The 18,379-nt window shown below is 52.3% G+C and carries 16 protein-coding genes and 1 other annotated feature; of the genes, 2 read left to right on the forward strand and 14 right to left on the reverse strand.

Features of this window, described 5'->3' with window-relative positions; all coding sequences use genetic code 11:
- Positions 1-15 precede the first annotated feature (15 nt).
- From deoD to JJU47_RS02590, 14 genes are all read right to left on the reverse strand, one after another.
- Positions 16-729 carry a purine-nucleoside phosphorylase gene (deoD, locus tag JJU47_RS02525; RefSeq protein WP_024371664.1) on the reverse strand — a complete coding sequence of 238 codons (714 nt, stop codon included), beginning with the start codon at positions 727-729 and terminating at the stop codon, positions 16-18.
- 15 nt (positions 730-744) lie between these two features.
- A complete protein-coding gene (locus JJU47_RS02530) occupies positions 745-1,452 on the reverse strand; it encodes a response regulator transcription factor (RefSeq protein WP_228615968.1) in 708 nt (235 codons plus the stop codon).
- Positions 1,449-3,206 (reverse strand): sensor histidine kinase, encoded by a 1,758-nt coding sequence (locus tag JJU47_RS02535; protein WP_228615969.1) that lies wholly within the window; start codon positions 3,204-3,206, stop codon positions 1,449-1,451. Before JJU47_RS02535 ends, JJU47_RS02530 begins: the two co-directional genes overlap by 4 nt.
- Positions 3,207-3,300: 94 nt before the next feature.
- Positions 3,301-4,509, reverse strand: coding sequence for a M48 family metallopeptidase (locus tag JJU47_RS02540; protein WP_228615970.1), 1,209 nt, complete (start codon positions 4,507-4,509; stop codon positions 3,301-3,303).
- A gap of 95 nt (positions 4,510-4,604) precedes the next feature.
- Positions 4,605-5,705 carry a PQQ-dependent sugar dehydrogenase gene (locus JJU47_RS02545; protein ID WP_228615971.1) on the reverse strand — a complete coding sequence of 367 codons (1,101 nt, stop codon included), beginning with the start codon at positions 5,703-5,705 and terminating at the stop codon, positions 4,605-4,607.
- Positions 5,706-5,741: 36 nt separating this feature from the next.
- Positions 5,742-7,202: an MDR family MFS transporter gene (locus tag JJU47_RS02550; protein ID WP_228615972.1), complete on the reverse strand. Its 1,461-nt coding sequence runs from the start codon at positions 7,200-7,202 to the stop codon at positions 5,742-5,744.
- Between the two features lie 63 nt (positions 7,203-7,265).
- Positions 7,266-7,982, reverse strand: coding sequence for an ABC transporter ATP-binding protein (locus JJU47_RS02555; protein WP_228615973.1), 717 nt, complete (start codon positions 7,980-7,982; stop codon positions 7,266-7,268).
- Positions 7,975-8,769 carry an ABC transporter permease gene (locus JJU47_RS02560; protein WP_228615974.1) on the reverse strand — a complete coding sequence of 265 codons (795 nt, stop codon included), beginning with the start codon at positions 8,767-8,769 and terminating at the stop codon, positions 7,975-7,977. Before JJU47_RS02560 ends, JJU47_RS02555 begins: the two co-directional genes overlap by 8 nt.
- A 3-nt stretch (positions 8,770-8,772) precedes the next feature.
- A complete protein-coding gene (locus JJU47_RS02565; RefSeq protein ID WP_228615975.1) occupies positions 8,773-9,336 on the reverse strand; it encodes a nitrous oxide reductase accessory protein NosL in 564 nt (187 codons plus the stop codon).
- Positions 9,333-10,508 carry a right-handed parallel beta-helix repeat-containing protein gene (locus JJU47_RS02570; protein ID WP_228615976.1) on the reverse strand — a complete coding sequence of 392 codons (1,176 nt, stop codon included), beginning with the start codon at positions 10,506-10,508 and terminating at the stop codon, positions 9,333-9,335. The genes JJU47_RS02565 and JJU47_RS02570 overlap by 4 nt, the downstream gene beginning before the upstream one ends.
- Before the next feature lie 146 nt (positions 10,509-10,654).
- Positions 10,655-11,950, reverse strand: a complete 1,296-nt coding sequence (locus tag JJU47_RS02575) for an ABC transporter substrate-binding protein (RefSeq protein ID WP_228615977.1) — start codon at positions 11,948-11,950, stop codon at positions 10,655-10,657.
- A 191-nt stretch (positions 11,951-12,141) separates the two neighbouring features.
- Positions 12,142-13,122: an aspartate--ammonia ligase gene (asnA, locus tag JJU47_RS02580; protein WP_228615978.1), complete on the reverse strand. Its 981-nt coding sequence runs from the start codon at positions 13,120-13,122 to the stop codon at positions 12,142-12,144.
- A 67-nt stretch (positions 13,123-13,189) separates the two neighbouring features.
- Positions 13,190-13,431 (reverse strand) — a binding site (T-box leader).
- A gap of 106 nt (positions 13,432-13,537) precedes the next feature.
- Entirely contained in the window at positions 13,538-14,443 is a 906-nt protein-coding gene (locus tag JJU47_RS02585; RefSeq protein ID WP_228615979.1) for a carbohydrate ABC transporter permease, read from the reverse strand.
- A complete protein-coding gene (locus tag JJU47_RS02590; protein ID WP_409630017.1) occupies positions 14,440-15,345 on the reverse strand; it encodes a carbohydrate ABC transporter permease in 906 nt (301 codons plus the stop codon). Before JJU47_RS02590 ends, JJU47_RS02585 begins: the two co-directional genes overlap by 4 nt.
- A 243-nt stretch (positions 15,346-15,588) precedes the next feature.
- On the opposite strand from JJU47_RS02590, the gene JJU47_RS02595 reads away from it, so the two are divergent.
- Together JJU47_RS02595 and JJU47_RS02600 are read left to right on the forward strand one after the other, a co-directional pair.
- A complete protein-coding gene (locus JJU47_RS02595) occupies positions 15,589-17,274 on the forward strand; it encodes a formate--tetrahydrofolate ligase (protein ID WP_228615980.1) in 1,686 nt (561 codons plus the stop codon).
- 17 nt (positions 17,275-17,291) lie between these two features.
- Entirely contained in the window at positions 17,292-18,221 is a 930-nt protein-coding gene (locus JJU47_RS02600; protein WP_228615981.1) for an alpha/beta fold hydrolase, read from the forward strand.
- Positions 18,222-18,379: the final 158 nt, after the last annotated feature.

Consider the following 18,379-nt stretch of genomic DNA (forward strand, 5'->3'; position numbering starts at 1 on the left):
AGGGAGTTTACATGTTTAGTTCGTGACTTCGACCGCTGTGTCGAGAGCGACACGGATCATCTCGTCGAACGTCGATTGACGCTCTTCTGATGTCGTCTCTTCGCCTGTCAACAAGTGGTCCGAGATCGTGAGAATCGTCAACGCGTTGACTTTATGTTTTGCTGCAAGCGTGTAAAGCCCTGCCGCTTCCATTTCGATCGCGAGGCAACCGAAGTCCGCCCATTTCTTGAAGTGGTGGAAGTCGTCTTGATAGAATTGGTCGGCTGTGAAGATTTGTCCGACTTTCACCGGGATCCCCGCTTTTTCTGCGTTCATATAGGCGCGATGTAGGAGGTCGAACGTCGCAGTCGGTGCGTAATCCATGCCGTCAAAACGGACACGGTTTTGTCCCATCTCACTCGACGCGCTCATTGCGATGACGACGTCGCGAACTTTGACGTCTTCTTGAATTCCGCCGGCCGTCCCGACACGGATCAAGTTTTTCGCGCCGTATGACATGATCAACTCGTTCACGTAAATCGACATCGATGGGACACCCATTCCTGTCCCTTGAACAGAGATGCGCTTTCCTTTATATGTGCCCGTGAAACCGTACATGCCGCGGACTTCGTTGTACAGTTCAACGTCTTCTAGAAACGTCTCGGCGATGTATTTCGCGCGAAGCGGATCTCCTGGAAGTAATACCGTTTCTGCAATTTGTCCTTCTTGTGCCCCAATGTGTACACTCATGATTCATTTCCTCCTTTAAGGTTGTCGTTGGTATTGTTCCCGATATTCATTCGGGGTAACACCAATTTGTTTTTTGAAGACTTTCCGGAAGTACTTGTCATCCGAAAAGCCAACCGCTTGGGCGACTTCGTAAATACGTTGTCTACTCGTCTCAAGGAGACGTTTGGCCTCGAGCATGCGAATCGAGAGCAAGTACTCTGATAAGTTGACGCCATACTGCTGCTTGAAGCGCCGCGATATGTATTCGCGACTCAAATAAAAGCGCTCACTCATTCCTTGCAGGCTCAGTTCTTCCGCATAGTGACGTTCGATATAGGCGCCGATTTGTAAAATCGGGTCGTCCTCTGTCGGACGCACATCGATGAGGGCGCGTTCGAGCGTATCGTTCAAAACGTCCGGATCGATCGGCTTCAGCAAGTAATCGAAACTTCCGAGCTGAATCGCCCGCCGCATGTATGAATATTCGTCATACCCGGTCAAGACGATCAGTTTCGTCGATTCTGCTTCTTGATGCACCCATTCCATCAACTCAATCCCGTTGCAACGCGGCATTTGAATATCTGATAAGACGAGTGCCGGACGTTCTTTGACGATGATTGCTTTCGCTTCCTCTCCGTCGCTCGCTTCCATCACGTTCGTGACGCCGAGCCGCTCCCATTCCCCGAGCAACTTGACCGCTTCCCGTACCGGTGACTCATCGTCGACAATCAATACTTTTGTCATGACGCATCTGCCTCCTTAACGGCCGGAAAGCGCATGACGATGCGGAATCCGCCTGTCTCTGGTGTAGCCAACATAAATTCAGCCTCCCGATTATAGTTTAACATGAGTCGATCCCGAATGTTCTTTAAACCGGTGCCTTCCGCCCCATTTAACGGACCCGACGACTGTTCAATCCGTTCCTGTAACGCCTCCAACTCATTCTGCGGGATGAGCCGGCCGCTGTTCTCACAACGGATGACGAGTTGGTCCCCATGTTGACGGATGCGAAGCGTGAAGCGATTGGACGTCGACGCCCCGTCGCGTTCAAAGCCGTGCTTGAAAAAATTCTCCGCGAGCGGCTGCAAAATCATTTTCGGAACGATCAAGTTCGTTAGTGATTCTGGGACATCCACTTCGACAACGAACTGGTCAGGGAAGCGCACGTGTTGCAACCGAACGTAAGAGTTCAAATGATCGACTTCTTTTTTCAGCATCACCATCGATTCATCCGGATGCATCGTATAGCGCATCATCGAGGAGAGCTGGGTGATCAAGCGATACACCGTCTTGCCGTCCCCTTTCAATGCGAGCGTGCCGATCGACTGTAAGGCGTTGAACAAGAAATGAGGGTTCGTCTGCGCCTGGAGTGCCCGCAGCTCGTTCGTGCGGTTTTCAAGCGCGAGACGATATTCCCGTTGAATCAAGTCATCAATTCGCTCGATCATTCGTTTGAATTGACGGCCGAGCACCCCGAACTCGTCATTTCCGAGGGAATCAAACGAGACCGTCATATCCCCTTGCTCGATCCGCCAAATGTTTGATGTGAGCGTCTTGATCGGCGTCGTCAGACGGATCGATGCGTACGTAGCACCGATGAGCGCCAAGATGAGCGAAACGACCCCGACGACAAAAATGATAAATGACGTCCGTGAGGCCGGTTCGGTCAATAAGCGGTCCGGAATCGATTTCCCGACGTAAAAGTGTTGATTCTCGAACTCGAACGACTTGATGATCCGATGGTGCTTTCCGTCACTCGACACCGACGTCGGCGCCAACGTGTCCGGTATCGCCTCCTCACCGAGGTGGGCGAACACTTGGTCACCCGCCCCGACAAACCATAGACTCTCGTCCGGGTTGTTTTGAAGTGACGCCAGCTGACCGATAAAAATGTCTTCCGGAATATCAATCGACAGGATGGCGAGCGGCTTGTCCGTCTCGATTTTATCAAGACGGAAGTGGAGCGTGACGACGTCTTCTTCTGAGACGAGCGGACCGAAGTCATGATACGGGACGAGCGGATGTGATGCCTCTAGCAAGACGCGGCTCTCCTCATTTTTCAATAATTGCTGTTGAATGACACTCGGCTCTTTTTTCGAACGCGGGGACACTTTCATTTTGTACGCCGCGAACGAGTCCATGTCCTCGAGAATGAGCAATTGAATTTGCGCGACATCCTCACGGGATAAATACATCCCGAGAAGTGCCCGACGGACTTCAAGTTCGGTCTGTTCGAGCGACAACCCGGGACCGTACTCTAAAATGTCGAGCACGTCCCGATTGGCATACAAGCTCGTCGGGAGACGACTCAAATCAGATATGTATCGTTCAAACTGCAACGTCCCCCGCTCGAGCGACCACTCGGTCAGTTGGAGACCGCGTTCACGCTCGCGGTCTTTCACGTACCAGTAGGAAACGATCGTCGCTAAAATGACTGGGACAATGATCGTCAACGCGATCATCCCTGTCAGTTTCGTTCGAATGCTATTCACCGTCATCCCTCCCGACTTGATTATATCACGGTCTATGCAAACGCTTGCAATAACACATAAAAAAACTTAGCCCTTTGCTTTCAAAGGCTAAGTCAATCGTTCATTCATACGAGCGAAGGAGTTGGACGATGCCAAACTCATGGCTCCAATCTTTCGCCACATCGATTGGTGTCATCCCGTCGTCGTTCTCGATGGTGACATCGGCTCCGCTTTCGAGCAACAGCACCAACGATTCATAATCCATTCCATCGTTGTATAACAAGTTATGAAGCGGTGTGTCGCCATAACTGTCTTGCATGTTGACGTCTGCCCCGTTCGCCAACTCTTTGCGGATCGCGTCCGCACCCGCGTTGTCATACGTCAACTGTTGGAGCGGCTCTTCCGACATCGTACCGGCGAATCCTCCGCCAAACGACGGCGAGGCGAGGCTAGTGAACCCGTCGCTCATGACGAGCCACGCGATGAGGGCCCCGTTCAACACGACCGTCATGGCAATTGTTCCGATGATCGAAGCTTTGACGTATCCGGCCGTCTTGAATACCGGCACATTCACTTCGCCGGCTGCCGTAGCGATGGCGGCGATCCGTTTCGGTAACGTCGGGTGTGTCGAAATGAGCTCGCTGTACTTGGCGATAAAGCCGTTCTCGCGGCTCGCTTCTTGTAAATAATCGAACTCGTTCACTTCCTTGGCGAGCGTGCCGCCGACAGCGAGGACGGTAAGCGCCTGTTTCGCTGCCGTTTCGTCTTGAATATAGTGAGCCGCCATTCGGTCGCACGTATATTCGCAAGCCCGTGAGTATGCCGCCCCGAGAAACGGGACGACATTGCCGAGCAAGACGAGCCATTGCTTTTGAACATGGTTGCGACGGATATGTGCCAGTTCATGGGCGATAATGAACTCGACTTCTTTCACTTGACCGTTCCGTGACAATTCGACGATGTCTGAATACAAAATGATCATATTCTTTTGGAAGAACCGTGTCGCAAACGCGTTCAAGATGCCCCCGGCTTGCAAGATGTAGACGTCCGGCAATAGGCGGATGCCCATGCCTTGCCCGACGCGTTGATACGTCTCATACAAATCAGTGAATTGATGTTCCGTCACTTTGACCCCGTTCGTCCGGATATAGCCGATTTGAATCCAGTGGGCGAACATCGAAAACGACACGATGAAGCCGATGATCACTAAAAAGAAGCCGAGCGGTGCGATCGTCAAGACGATGGCTAAAAGAATTGTCATCACGCTCGAGGCGACGAGCAAGCCGAAATACAAGTTTTCGTGCTTATGGATAAGTTTTGTTTGATTCACGTAATATTCCCCTTCATTTTCCAATTAACAACATAATTATAGCGTCCACTTTCTAAAAAGCAACAAAAAAATAGAAACTGATACATCGTCAGTTTCTATCGAATGGTCACGCTATACAATTGATCGTCTTCAGAGCCGGGATTGCCTCGCCCATCCGTATTGTTCGTAATGTAATACAGACGGTCTCCTTCGAGCCAGACGTCACGGATTCGGCCTTTGTCTTCGACGACCGGGGTCACGTCTCTCGTCTCCCGGTCAAGGGCGACGAGTCGATTACCGCGTAACGTCGCCATATAGACGTAGCGCTCATCCGAGATGATACCGGACGGGGCCCACGACGTCGGTCCGACTTCGAACCAAGGTGTCTCTAATCCGTCGCCGGTCTCGTCTGCCTCGATGAGTGGCCATCCGTAGTTTTTGCCTCGTTCGATGATATTCACTTCATCGTGACCGGACGCACCGTGTTCACTCGCATAGAGGACGCCGTCGGTAAGCGATAGCCCTTGTGGGTTGCGGTGACCTGAAGAGTAAATCCAGTCGACCGGGTTGCCTTCTCCCGACAATGGAATTCGCAAAATTTTCCCAGCAAGTGACGTCTCATCTTGGGCGAGATCCGGCACGAGTGCATCGCCGGTCGTGACCCAGAGTCTGTCATCATCGAGGAGCAAACGTCCGCCGTTATGGAACTGGGCGCCGGGGATGTCCTCGAGTACGATGTTCGTCTCTTCAAACCGTTCGCCGTCCCACGTCAGCTCGACGACACGATTTTTAACGTCTCCGGGCGTCCCGTACGTATGGTAGGCATATAGTTGGCGGGACGTATCGAAGTCATCTGTCAGCGCCAACCCAAGGAGCCCGCCTTCCCCGATCTCGAGCACTTCCTCGGTCAACTCGACCGGTTGCCGGTCCACGTTCCCGTCTGCGTCAATGACCGCGATCGTGCCACCTCGTTCTGAGACGAGCCAGCCGTCTTCTGTTCTCGCAATCGACCACGGTACATCCAGTTGTCTGGCGACCGCTTCGCTCGTCCCGATCGACAAACGTTCTTCCGTCGATTCCTCTGTCTGTCCGCCTTCTTCATCCGTCTGATCAGGCGCCTCTTCGACCGGTGTTTCTTCTTGTATGGCGTCTTCTGTCGGTTCGGACGCACATCCGGCGACGAAGACGAGAGACAAGAGTAGGATCCATCGTTTCAATTTGACCGCCTCCCTTTCCCCCATCATACCGCGACTTCAGTTGTCACGTGAAGGTTCTGGTGGGCGAGCGGGCAAGCGCAGTGCGATCAAGAGGGCGATAAACGCTGCGAGTGCCGCTCCAACGAAGACAGTGTTCAGTCCGTTCGCAATCAATTGTTCTCCTTGCAAGCGGACGTTCTCGTCAAGCGCCGCACTCGCGGCCCGGTTGAAGAACGATTCGAGTGAGGCACCACTCAACACTTCGTCGTTTCGGAATCCGCTCAAGACGATAAAGTTGAATACCGCACCGAAAATGGCGACCCCGAGCGTCTGGCCGACCGTGCTTAAAAATGAATTCGCCGCTGTGGCCGTGCCTCGTTGACGATACGAGACGACCGTCTGCAACACGACGATGAACATCGGTTGGGACAGTCCGAATCCGACGCCGATGATAGCGACGGCGAGATAGACGAATACGTCCGGACTCGACTGCGTGAGAAGCGTCAAGACGATCGTCCCGATCAGCAAGAGGCTCATTCCCGTAACAGCACGCCGCCGCGGTGACGCCGCCCCGAGCGTCCGGCCTCCGATGATCGACGTAAACGTCCACGCCACCGAGAGCGGCATGAGCATGAATCCTGCCTCTGTCGCTGACTTTCCGAGGACGGCTTGCGCCCAAATCGGAATGTACGCCGACATGGACACGAGCACCCACGCCGCGAAGAAGACGGCCCCATTGATCGAGGCGATGATCGGTTGTTTCAGCAAATCCAGCGGCAATAGCGGCGTCGTGGCCCGACGTTCCGACATGAAGAAACTTGTCAGTAGACCGAGACTGACGATTCCGCTGACGATGACCGGCACCGTCCACACGTTCGTCTCACTGAACGTGATGAGGGCGTACAAGAAAGCTGACGTTCCACCGGCAAACAAGAAGGCACCTTTGACATCGATCCGTTCTGTCGTCTCTGTCACTTTTTCTTTGTAGAAGACGACAATCATTAAAAATGATAAGAGCGCGAACGGTACGTTCAATAGAAACACGTAGCGCCACGATAACGTTTCGACCAAGAAACCGCCGATGACCGGTCCGAGCACACCGGACACGCCCCAGACGGCACTCAAGATCCCCTGGATTTTCCCGCGTTCTTCATATTTATATAAATCGCCGATAATCGTCATCGAGATCGGCAAGACCGCCCCGGCCCCAAGACCTTGGAGCGCCCTGAAAATGATGAGTTGTTCCATCGACCCGGCGAGTCCACACAGAAGCGACGCGATCGTGAACAAACCGATTCCAAACAATAAGACGCGCTTACGTCCGAACAAGTCAGCGACTTTCCCGTAAATGGGTGTCGATACGGCGGTGAATAGTAAATATGACGCAAACACCCAACTGACGAGTGCCGCTCCGTTCAAATCGCTCGCGATGACCGGTGTTGCGACGGAAACGACCGTCCCTTCAATCGCCGCTAAAAACGTCGCCAACAGTAAGGCGATCGTGACATTCTTTCTCATTCGATTCATCTCCCCAACAAAATAGTGGCGCCGGTAGGTTCCGTACGCCACTTCAACTGTCTATTATTTTGTGCGAGAGACGCCCGTTTGACAAGCATCAACTTCTATCCCAAAAAAGAATCGACGAATTTCGTCGTACGCGGTTTCATCATGAACGACGACTCGGCCGACGAGGTGACCGGTTTCGAGCACCCATACTTCATCGGCTAACATCGCGGCGACGTCCAGCTGATGCGTCGACAAGACAATCGTCGCCCCCCGGTCCGCCTCCTCGCGCAACAGCTGACTCAAGGAACGCATCCATAGCGGGTCGAGTCCATTCGTCGGCTCGTCGAGCAACAAAATATCGGGTGTCGTGACGAGTGCTTGAGCCAACAACAGCCGTTGCCGCATTCCTTTCGACAGTTCCCCGACCCGTTGCCCCATCTTATCTTCGAGTCCGACGCGCCGTAACAACGACACGTCCGGCTTCACTCGTTGGAGCAGAGCGTAATAGACATACGTCTCTTTGACCGTCCAAGACGGGTCGAACGCGAAATCGTCTGGCATGTAGCCAAACGTTTGATTGAACCCGCTGCGACGGCGTGTCGTCTTTCCGTTTAAAGAGATGTGGCCGACACTCGGGGTAATCGTGCCGTTCATCAAATTGAGAAGGGTCGACTTCCCGGCACCGTTGCTGCCACATAAGGCAACGACATGTCCGGCCTCAATCGTCCCATCGAGCGGATGGAGCGACCAAGTCGATCCATAACGTTTCCCGACTTGTTTCAATTCAATCATAGCGTCCCTCCTGACGTAACGTGAACGTCGCCCCAATCAGCATGAACAGGATGACGCTGCCAATCGCAATCACGACGGAGACGGCACCGAGCGGTTGACTGAGCCAACCGATAAACGTCTCATAGATTGCCCCGAACAAGTCTGGCGCGGACGAGACGGCGCTCACCCAGACACGCAACAGTTCGAATCCATTCAAATAGAGAAGCCCTACCATCGCATTCGCTTGAGTACCGTACGGTAACCACGTCAGCGTCGCCACAAGAAGCGTTGGCCAAAGTAAAATCATGACGACCCAAAACATGAAAGAAAAGAGCACCGCGCGAAGCCGAGTGCGTCCCACCACTCCAATCAACGTGCCAATCCCTGCCGCATAAGCGGTGAGCCCGATGGCATACCCCCATAACGTGAGCCACCCCTCAAACGACAAGTCGACGAGAAACGAGGCAAGCGAGAAAGCGAGCGTGATGACGATTGCTTGCGCAGCCAGGAAGGCGCTATATCGCACGAAGACGATCCGGCCCATCGCAATCGGATATGTCGAAAGAAGGCGCAGGCGCTTCGATTCACGTTCATTCGCCCACTTGAGCGACGTCGTCAACAAGACGAAGAGCGGCAACACGAGACCGATCACCGTCACGAGCGTCGCATTGATGTTCGTATACACCGTCGCCACCGGCAGCGCCTGTCCGAGTCCCCCGAGCAAGACGAGTGTGAACAGCCAGGCGATGAGGAAGGCGTAACTCTCCTTTTGGCGCAGCGCTCGCGACCATTCCATTCGCCAAAACATCACTTAGTGCCCATGACCGTCAGAAGATGATTCCGAGTGGGCGTCGCTCATCTCGTCCGCTTCTGCCTCATCATCGGAGTGCATCTTCTTATGCTCCTTCATTTCTCCGCGTTCCCACGTGTGCTCTTTTAAATCAGCGAACTCCATCACCGTGCCGCCGTTCTCGTCCACGTAAGCTTCCGCATCAGCCGCTTCGGCGAATGACAAAATGTTATAAGCCATCGGTGTCTTCGACGCTTTGTCATAGACGAACGTCCCGTCTTCAAGTTCGATCCAATCTTTCGTCTGATAGTCTTTCACGTACAGCGCCGCGATGTCGGCTTCTTTCTGTTCAGGGTACCAGTCGCGCATTAAGCAACCGATGTCATCGAAGGCGTACCCTTTCCCGTTCGTCATGATCGCTTCAGCGGCGAACTGTTCGTCCATGACTTTCATGTTGCACACTTCACACTCGGTCTCGCCCCATGTCACGTCAAACGGCTCGGCCGAGGCGTTCGAACAAGCACCTAGTGCAAGTGTTAAGCCCGTGACGGCAAGTAATCCTGTCATCTTTTTATACGTCTTCATAATCGTTTCCTCCCAAATCCCCATAATAAAATCATTAAACTGCTCATCACGACCGCTCCGACCGACCCGTTCCATGTGGCGTGTTTCGTCTCGACACGAGGGCCGACATCTGTGAGGACGACGTCATCGGGACTGCGAAGCACATGTTCGAGTACGGTCAGTCCCGGTGAACCGTACAACAGTTCGAGCGCTTCGTATGTATCTGCCAATAAGTACAGATAAGGGTCGGACCGGAACGGAAGATCACTTAAGCCGTCGCCGGTCACGTCAAGCGTCTGTCCGCCCCAATCATTTCCTTTGACGTCGTTATGTGCCGACTCGAACGAGAGGACCGGATAGCGGTTTCCCGTCAAATCGTTTCCTTCCATCGTCATTTCGTTTGCCCGCTTGAAGCGCAAACCGATGTCGTTCCCGTTGATGCCGTTGTCATAGATGAGCGTCCAATCCGACTTTTCAGCGTAGAGACCGACCCGGTTTCCAAAAATCGCGTTCGCACGGACGGTCGTCTCGAGTGCTTCAAACAACATGATCCCAGTCGCCGTCGCGCCAGTTTGATCGTGAATTTGACCGTTCTCGATACGGACGCGTTCTGTTCCCATGATCATCGCCCCCGCTCCATTGCCGTGAAGGTTTGGAGAACTGATGACGACGTCTTTTGGGAACATGAGATGAATCCCATATCGTGAGTCCGTCACGAGCGGACGCGTCATCTGATGCATCGAACCGTTTTCCACGTAAATCCCGTCTCGCGCGTGACGGATGATCGCTCCAATCACGACACACGCCTCACTGTCGAACAGCGAGATGCCTTCGGCTCTTCCATTCCCGACGATCAGCGGACGAACAAGACGGACGCCGTAACTGTTCGCGACTTTTATCCCGGCACCTTGAACGGATACGTCAATCAATTGATGTCCTAACCCCGTCACCTCAATGGCGGGGACTTCTGCTTGCCCGCACTGCTCAATCGTCACGTTTTCAAGCAACGCCCCTGTCCCTTCCATTTGAAACGCAGCTTGGTCGCAACTGACGAAACGTTTTCCAGAACCGTCGAACGTCTCATTCGATTTGATGACGATCGGCGCTTCAAGCTGAACGGTTTCCATGTCTTCCTCTGCCCCGACAGGCGTCGCCAACATGAGCAACGCGACAATCCATACGTATCGTTTCATAACCCCTCCTTGTTGAACCGCTTACAGAACATATTGTACGAAAACCCAAGGGGGTATGTGTGTTGTTTATATGGGATTCCTGTGACAATTTCTTCATAAAAAAAACACAAACGGCAAAGGGGTCATTTTGCCGTTCGTGCTAAGGTTTATTTCGCTTTGTCCATCCATACTTTTGTGAAGTCTTGAAGCATCTCATCCCCAGTCTTTTGACCGCCGACATATGCTTGCATCAATGCCCCATATTCATTGACCGCACCGTCCGGATACTTGAACCAGTTCCATGAGATCGTCTTGCCTTCATTCGAATAGGCGAGAATATCGTCGGCAAGCGGTCCAAGGTCGTTCGCTTCAATCGATTTGAACGCCGGGATGAACTTGAACTTATTGACCATGTAGTCTTGGCCTGTTTCAGATGTCGCCATCCACTCGAGGAAATCTTTCGCTTCTTCTTTATACTGCGAGTTCTTGTTGACGACCCAGTTGTTCGGGACGCCGACCGGCAAGCGGTCCATCTTCTCTTTGTCATCATTGATCGGAATCGGAACGAAGCCCATCTCGATGTCCGGGTTCACGTCAAGAATCATCTGCTGCGCCCAGTTGCCTTGTTGCAGCATCGCCGTCTCACCTTGGGCGAACTGTGTGACTTGTGTGTTGTAGTCTGTCGTGAGCGAGTTTTTGTTTCCGTATTTGATCGTGAGGTCGAATAATTTTAAGAACTGTTGGAACTGTTCATTGTCCTCAAATTTTGCTTGATTGTCGTTAAGCGCTTGGATGAATGCGTCCGGATCATCTTGTTGTGCCATCGGAATGTTGAGCAAGTGGATACCTAGAATCCAAAATTCTGCATAACCGATTGAGAACGGGGTGATGCCCGCCTGATCCAGTTTCTCTGCCGCCTCGGTTAATTCCGAGAGCGTCTTCGGCAACTCGCTAATACCGGCTTTCTCAAACAACGCTTTATTGTAGATGAATCCATATCCTTCGAGGTTCATCGGCATTCCATACAATTTTCCGTCCATCGTCATCGGTTCTTTCGCGACATCACTCAAATCGCCGACCCACTTCTCACTCGACAGGTCTTCGAGCTTGTCTTTCCAAGTCTGCGCTTCCGTGAAACCACCGTTATTGAAGATATCCGGTTCGTTACCTGACGCGAACTGAGATTTTAACGCTGCCCCGTAGTCGGCACCGCCCCCAACCGTTTGGACAGTCACTTTGACGCCTGTCTCTTCTTCGTATTCTTTGGCCATTGCTTCGAGGTCTTTGGCAATCTCCGCTTTGAACTGGAAGACGTTCAACGTCACTTCTTTTTTGTCACCGCTGTCTGCGTTCGCATCTTTCGATCCTTCTTCTTCCGTTAGCGAACCGCCTCCGCACGCCGCAAGCGTCAACACCATCCCTGCTGTCATGACGGCTGTCGACAATCTCCATTTACGCTTCATTCTAATTCCTCCCTTGATGTCGGATTGTTTTTGCCATCCATCCAATAAGTACACTATTACTGTAAATGAAAACGCTTCCAATATGTAGGTGTCAAAATTGACGTGTAGGGTGGAAAATGTTGCACAGAAAACCAGGACTTCCATAAATGAAAGTCCTGGTGACGAGTTTCTTCTATATAGTATGAATTACATTACAACAAGCTGATGCCGGCTTCTTCACACGCCGTGACCATTTCAGCCGGCCAAACCGACGACTGGACTTCACCGATGTGACGGGCCCGGAGCAAGTACATCGCGACACGGGACTGTCCGATTCCACCGCCGATTGTAAGCGGCAAGCGCCCTTCAAGAACGGCTTGATGGAACGGATACTTCCGTTTTTCTTCTGCATCGGCAATCTCGAGTTGGGCAGCGAGTGCCGCTTCGTCGACACGAATACCCATCGATGACAACTCGAACGCTGACTCGAGCTCCGGATGCCAAACGAGAATATCGCCGTTGAGTGACCAGTCATCGTAGTCAGCCGCACGTCCGTCATGTTTCTCACCAGAAGCGAGCGCACCGCCAATTTGTGAGATGAACACTGCACCATACTCTTTACAAATCGCGCTTTCACGATCTTTTGAAGAAAGCGTCGGGTACGTGTCTTCGAGCTCTTGACTCGTGATGAAATGAATCGCTTCCGGAAGAATCGCTTCGATGCCGTATGTCGCCTCGACCGTCTTCTCCGTTTCGAGAAGAGCCGCATAAATCGATTCAACGGTCGCTTTCAAATACTCGGTCGTGCGCTCTTCACGGGCGATGACGCGCTCCCAGTCCCACTGATCGACGTGAAGCGAGTGCGTCGCATCGAGCTCTTCATCACGACGGATGGCGCGCATTTGTGTGTAAAGACCTTCACCGACCTCAAATCCATAACGACCGAGCGCTTCCCGCTTCCATTTCGCGAGCGACTGGACGATTTCGAGCTCGTGGCCCGGATATTGAGTATCGAACTGAATGATGCGTTCCACCCCGTTCAAATGATCGTTCACCCCGCTCGCTGACGTGACGAACAATGGAGCTTGGACTTGCGTGAGGCCGAGCGCCGTGCTGAACTTCTCTTCGAACGTTGCCTTTACCGTCGTGATCGCCTGTTGTCTTTCCTTCATCATGCTTGTTGCTGTTGTCATTTTGTCTTCCTCCAATTGTGGGATATTTGGGACGGAGCAATAGAAAAAAGCCCTCCAATCCCATGGACTATGGGACGGAAGGCTTCAAGCTCCGCGGTGCCACCCAAATTAGTAGACGAATCTACTCACTTTTTCGAGACGAACATCTCGTAGTTCCGATAACGGGGAACGGTCCGGCTACGTCTACTTGCAAAGCTTTCGGGTAGCGACTCCAGGAGGTTCTTCGACAGAGATTTCAGACCGGGCTCTCACCGCCCCCGGCTCGCTTTGCTTACGTCTTCTGTGTACTCGTCCTTTCAATGTCGTTCACAATTGAATTGACCCAATTATTATAAATATTCAGACGAATGTCAACACCTTTCTCAAAAAAAAATTCTCCCCCGTGTAGCGGACGGGGGAGATCCCTTGGGAAGGGTTATTTGATCGAACCGCTCGTGATCCCTTTGATGATATGCTTTTGCATACCGAAAAAGAAGAGGAGGAGCGGGACGATCCCAAGGACTAAACCAGCGAGTGCCAAATCCCATTGTTTCGTATATTGCCCGAAGAAATAGAACGTCGCGAGCGGGATCGTTCGCAGTTCGATGTCTCGGAGGACAAGTGAAGGTAACAGAAAATCGTTCCAAATCCATAGACTGTTCAAAATGACAATCGTCACTGTAATCGGCTTCAACAACGGGAAGACGATGCGCCAAAACACACCCCATGTCGAGCAACCGTCGATGATGGCCGCTTCTTCGATCTCTTCCGGAATGGACTTCATAAAACCGTGATACAAGAACACCGAGATGCCCGAACCGAAGCCGAGATACATGATCATCAGTCCCCAATGACTGTTCAGCAGCCCGAGTATGCTCGATACTTTGACGAGCGGAATCATGATGGATTGAAACGGGATGACCATCGCCGCGACGAACAAGAAGAAGATGACGGTCGATATCCAATGTTTCGTCCGGACGAGTTTCCATGCCGCCATCGATGTGAAGATGACGATGAGTACGTTCGCCCCGGCCGTGATGAGGAGCGAGTTGAAGAAGACCCGTCCATAGTTCATCGCTTCCCACGCCTCGGTATAATTCGATGAGAGCCAGACGCTCGGAAGCGCCGACGTGTTCGTATAAATTTCCGTGATCGACTTGAACGAGTTGACGATGACGTAATAGAACGGGACGAGATACAGCAATCCAAGCAAAATCGCGATCAACTCAATGAGTCCGAGCCCGGCCGTATATCCGCCCGTCTTCAATTTTCGTTGAGGCAATAACTGTCTTGGCGCTTGATCAAGTTTTGATTCAACGTGTGTCACTTTTTCTGTCGTCATGCCTCCACCTCCCGTTTTTTCGTCAAGTACACTTGTGTGACGGTGATGGCCGCGACGACGAGGAAGAAGATGACCGCTTTCGCCGAACCGAGGCCGTAATTGTTATTCACGAACGACTCCGTGTAGATGTTCAAAGCGAGCATTTCGGTCGATTTGAACGGTCCCCCGTTCGTGAGCGACAAGTTCGTGTCGAACACTTTGAACGACCACGAAATCGTCAGAAACAGACAAATCGTAATCGATGGCATGATCATCGGGAGCGTGATGTGACGAAGCATTTTCAACCGATTCGCCCCATCGATTCTCGCCGCCTCAAGCAAATCGGTCGGGACGTTCTGCAGCGCCGCGATATAGATGACCATGACGTAGCCGCCTCCTTGCCAAATCGCGACGATGACGATGCCCCAAAACGCTGTCTGGGCATCTCCGAGCCACGGGAGCTCGAACAGGCTCCACCCGGTCAACGCCCCGATCGATTCAAACCCTTTCACGTAGATGAACTGCCAAATGAAGCCGAGGATCAGCCCACCAATCAAGTTCGGCATGAAAAATACGGTCCGCAAGAGATTCCGTGTCTTAATGTTCATCGTCAAAAGCAAAGCGAGCGAAAATCCGACGATGTTCGTGAGCAGTACAGCTACGAGCGTGTATTTTGTCGTAATCCAAAACGACGAGCGGAACTGAGCGTCTTCAAACAACAATCGATGGTAGTTGTCGAGGCCGACAAAATTCAATTGTCCGGTCACTCCGTTCCAATCGGTGAAACTGTAATAAATCCCGTTAAAAAATGGAATGAGCACGATAGCCACGAACGCTAAAAAAGCCGGTCCGACAAATGCGACAAAACTCGCTGGCTTCTTCCAATTCCGTCTACGTTTCATTCGTTTCGTTGTTTCTGTCATGTTGATCGCCTCCACTATCAACTTACATCTCATACCGCTTTATGAAAACGGATACATTTGACGGAATGGGTGGAATATATTGAACTTCTTTGATGAATTCTACATAGCGATACGTTATGATAAACTCAATGACAATACGAACGAGCCGATAAAGATTAGAGAATTGATGACCATTCAGGCTCGATTCACGAATGAAGAAGATGTTTTTTTAATAAAACGTTCGAAAGTGGAGGGATTTTGTACATGACGACGATTAAGCCGTTAACTGACCTGACGATTGCCCAACAAGCTGAGATGCTCCCGATCAAACAAGTGGCCGAAAAACTTGGCCTGCACGAGGACGACCTCGACCTCTACGGCAAATATAAAGCAAAATTATCATTTGACCTGCTAGACAACGTGAAGACCCGGACAGACGGGAAACTCGTCCTCGTCACCGCGATCAACCCAACGCCAGCGGGCGAAGGAAAATCGACGGTGACGGTCGGCCTCGGCCAAGCATTGAATCGCCTCGACAAACAAGCGATCGTCTGTCTTCGCGAACCGTCTCTCGGTCCGACGATGGGGTTAAAAGGTGGAGCTGCCGGGGGTGGTTTCAGCCAAGTGCTGCCGATGGAAGATATCAATCTTCATTTCACAGGCGACATGCACGCCATCACGTCAGCCCATAACACGATCAGCGCCATGCTCGACAATCATCTCCATCAAGGGAACGACCTCGGTATCGACGTCCGAAAGATTGTCTGGAAACGCGTCCTCGACTTGAACGACCGTGCCCTCCGTCACGTCACGATCGGCCTCGGTGGCCCGGTTCACGGAGTACCGCGTGAAGACGGATTCGATATTACCGTTGCCTCGGAAATTATGGCGATCCTCTGCCTCGCTGACTCGCTCGCCGACTTAGAAGCACGAATCAAACGAATCGTCGTCGCCTATGACCGCAACAACGAGCCTGTCACGGCCGAGCAAATCGGCGCGGCCGGGGCGGCCACGCTCCTGTTGAAAGAAGCGTTCAAACCGAACTTGGTACAAACGCTCGAGCAGACGCCGGCGCTCGTTCATGGCGGCCCGTTCGCGAACATCGCCCACGGGTGCAACTCGCTCATCGCGACAAAAACGGCTTTAAAACTCGGTGAATACGTCGTCACAGAAGCTGGATTCGGGGCGGATCTCGGTGCCGAGAAATTCTGTCACATCAAATCACGGATCGGCAGTTTAAATCCGGACGCCGTCGTCCTCGTCGCAACGGTCCGGGCACTCAAAATGCATGGCGGTGTCGCCAAAGACGCTCTCCATGTCGAGAACGTCGAGGCGGTCAAAACGGGACTTCGACTTCTCGCCAAACATGTCGATACGATGGCGAAGCTAGGGTTGCCCGCTGTCGTCGCACTCAATCGGTTCAATTCAGACACAGATGAAGAACTCGCCGCCGTCCTCGATTGGTGTGAGGCACAACACATCCGCGTCGCTTTGAGCGAGGTTTGGGCGAGCGGCGGTCGAGGCGGGGAAGCGCTTGCCGAAGCCGTCATTGAAGTGGTCGAATCGAACGAAGCCGCGCTCACACCACTCTATGAACTGACCGACTCGATCGAAGCAAAGATCACGACGATTGCTCGCGAAGTATACGGTGCGGGCGAAGTCACGTTTACGGCGATGGCCAAAAAACAAATGGCTCAAATCGTCGCGAACGGGTGGGCTGACCTGCCGATTTGTATGGCGAAGACGCCGTTCTCACTGTCGGACGACCCGACGAAACTCGGATATCAAGAAGGGTTCAACGTGACGGTCCGCGAATTGAAACCGTCTGTCGGCGCAGGTTTCCTCGTCGCTTTGACGGGCAACGTGTTGACGATGCCCGGGTTGCCGAAGCAGCCGGCCGCACTCAACATGGGCATCGATGAGACAGGTAACGCGATCGGTCTATTTTAAATTTGGGAGGGATGAGCTTGAACGTCACAGAATATACGTATGCGGACGGTTATCGCACTCACGTGCTGACCGTTCCCGCGGCTAATGCGATCGCCGATTGTTTCTTGTTCCACGGGATGCTTGAACATCATGAACGCTACTTCGAGTTTGCACAGTTTTTAGCAGAAAATGGATTCAATGTATATGTTTGTGATATGCGTGGTGCGGGAGCGCTCGCTCGGACGCAGGAGACGTACGCTCATTTACTTCCAAAAGAAGGATTTAATCAAATGGTCGATGATGCGATGACGCTTATTGAACATCATGGGGGGACGTTGCCGACATTCGTTCTCGGTCATAGCTTCGGTTCACTACTCTCACGGCGGCTCGGCCAAGTCATGGGCCACCGGTTAGCTGGCGTCGTCGCCATCTCCCCGCCCCCTGGATCGGGCGTCGTAGGCCGAATCGGCCGCTTCGCCATCGATGCCGCAATGCGACGGAAAGGAAGTGACTATCCGTCATGTTTCTTCGAGCGCTTGTTGTTCGGTCGTTATAATTTGAAATTTTTGCCCGCCAAGACGGAGAGCGATTGGATTTCGAGCGATCCAGAAGAAGTCGCTTCTTATCTCAATGATGAGAACTGCGGCGGATTGCCGACGCTTGGTTACCTGTACGAAGTGACGAGCGCTTCCCTCGACGTCACCTCTCTCCCTCGGATTCACGAGCATCCAAAATCGCTCCCGCTGCTCTTCGTCGTTGGAGCTGACGATCCGGTTGTCAGCGATGGAGAAGGCTTATCCGGGATCGTCCGGAATTATCGTTCAGCCGATGTCGAGCTGACCGTTTTATCATACGACGGGGCCCGCCATGAAGTGCTAAGGGAAAAACAACGAGAAGAAGTGTGGAACGACATCACGGCCTGGATGCTACAATTGACATCAACACCTCATGGAAAAACCTCCTACTAACTGGAGGTTTTTTCTTTTTACCATATTCATACATACCTATTCTAAATCATTTACCTTTTTTGAAAGTTTTCATCTTCTTTCCATTTTTTCTGTACGCTATACTTAGACCGCACACTATAAATAACACTAATTCTGTATAGATTCACATGGATCGAAAG

The organism is Exiguobacterium sp., assembly GCF_020832205.1.
Classification (GTDB): Bacteria; Bacillota; Bacilli; order Exiguobacteriales; family Exiguobacteriaceae; genus Exiguobacterium.

Coding starts and splice junctions, on each gene's coding strand:
- deoD (WP_024371664.1), bottom strand. CDS start 729: ATGAGTGTACACATTGGGGCACAAGAAGGACAAATTGCAGAAACGGTA.
- JJU47_RS02530 (WP_228615968.1), bottom strand. CDS start 1,452: ATGACAAAAGTATTGATTGTCGACGATGAGTCACCGGTACGGGAAGCG.
- JJU47_RS02535 (WP_228615969.1), bottom strand. CDS start 3,206: ATGACGGTGAATAGCATTCGAACGAAACTGACAGGGATGATCGCGTTG.
- JJU47_RS02550 (WP_228615972.1), bottom strand. CDS start 7,202: ATGAGAAAGAATGTCACGATCGCCTTACTGTTGGCGACGTTTTTAGCG.
- JJU47_RS02555 (WP_228615973.1), bottom strand. CDS start 7,982: ATGATTGAATTGAAACAAGTCGGGAAACGTTATGGATCGACTTGGTCG.
- JJU47_RS02560 (WP_228615974.1), bottom strand. CDS start 8,769: ATGTTTTGGCGAATGGAATGGTCGCGAGCGCTGCGCCAAAAGGAGAGT.
- JJU47_RS02565 (WP_228615975.1), bottom strand. CDS start 9,336: ATGAAGACGTATAAAAAGATGACAGGATTACTTGCCGTCACGGGCTTA.
- JJU47_RS02570 (WP_228615976.1), bottom strand. CDS start 10,508: ATGAAACGATACGTATGGATTGTCGCGTTGCTCATGTTGGCGACGCCT.
- JJU47_RS02575 (WP_228615977.1), bottom strand. CDS start 11,950: ATGAAGCGTAAATGGAGATTGTCGACAGCCGTCATGACAGCAGGGATG.
- asnA (WP_228615978.1), bottom strand. CDS start 13,122: ATGACAACAGCAACAAGCATGATGAAGGAAAGACAACAGGCGATCACG.
- JJU47_RS02585 (WP_228615979.1), bottom strand. CDS start 14,443: ATGACGACAGAAAAAGTGACACACGTTGAATCAAAACTTGATCAAGCG.
- JJU47_RS02590 (WP_409630017.1), bottom strand. CDS start 15,345: ATGACAGAAACAACGAAACGAATGAAACGTAGACGGAATTGGAAGAAG.
- JJU47_RS02595 (WP_228615980.1), top strand. CDS start 15,589: ATGACGACGATTAAGCCGTTAACTGACCTGACGATTGCCCAACAAGCT.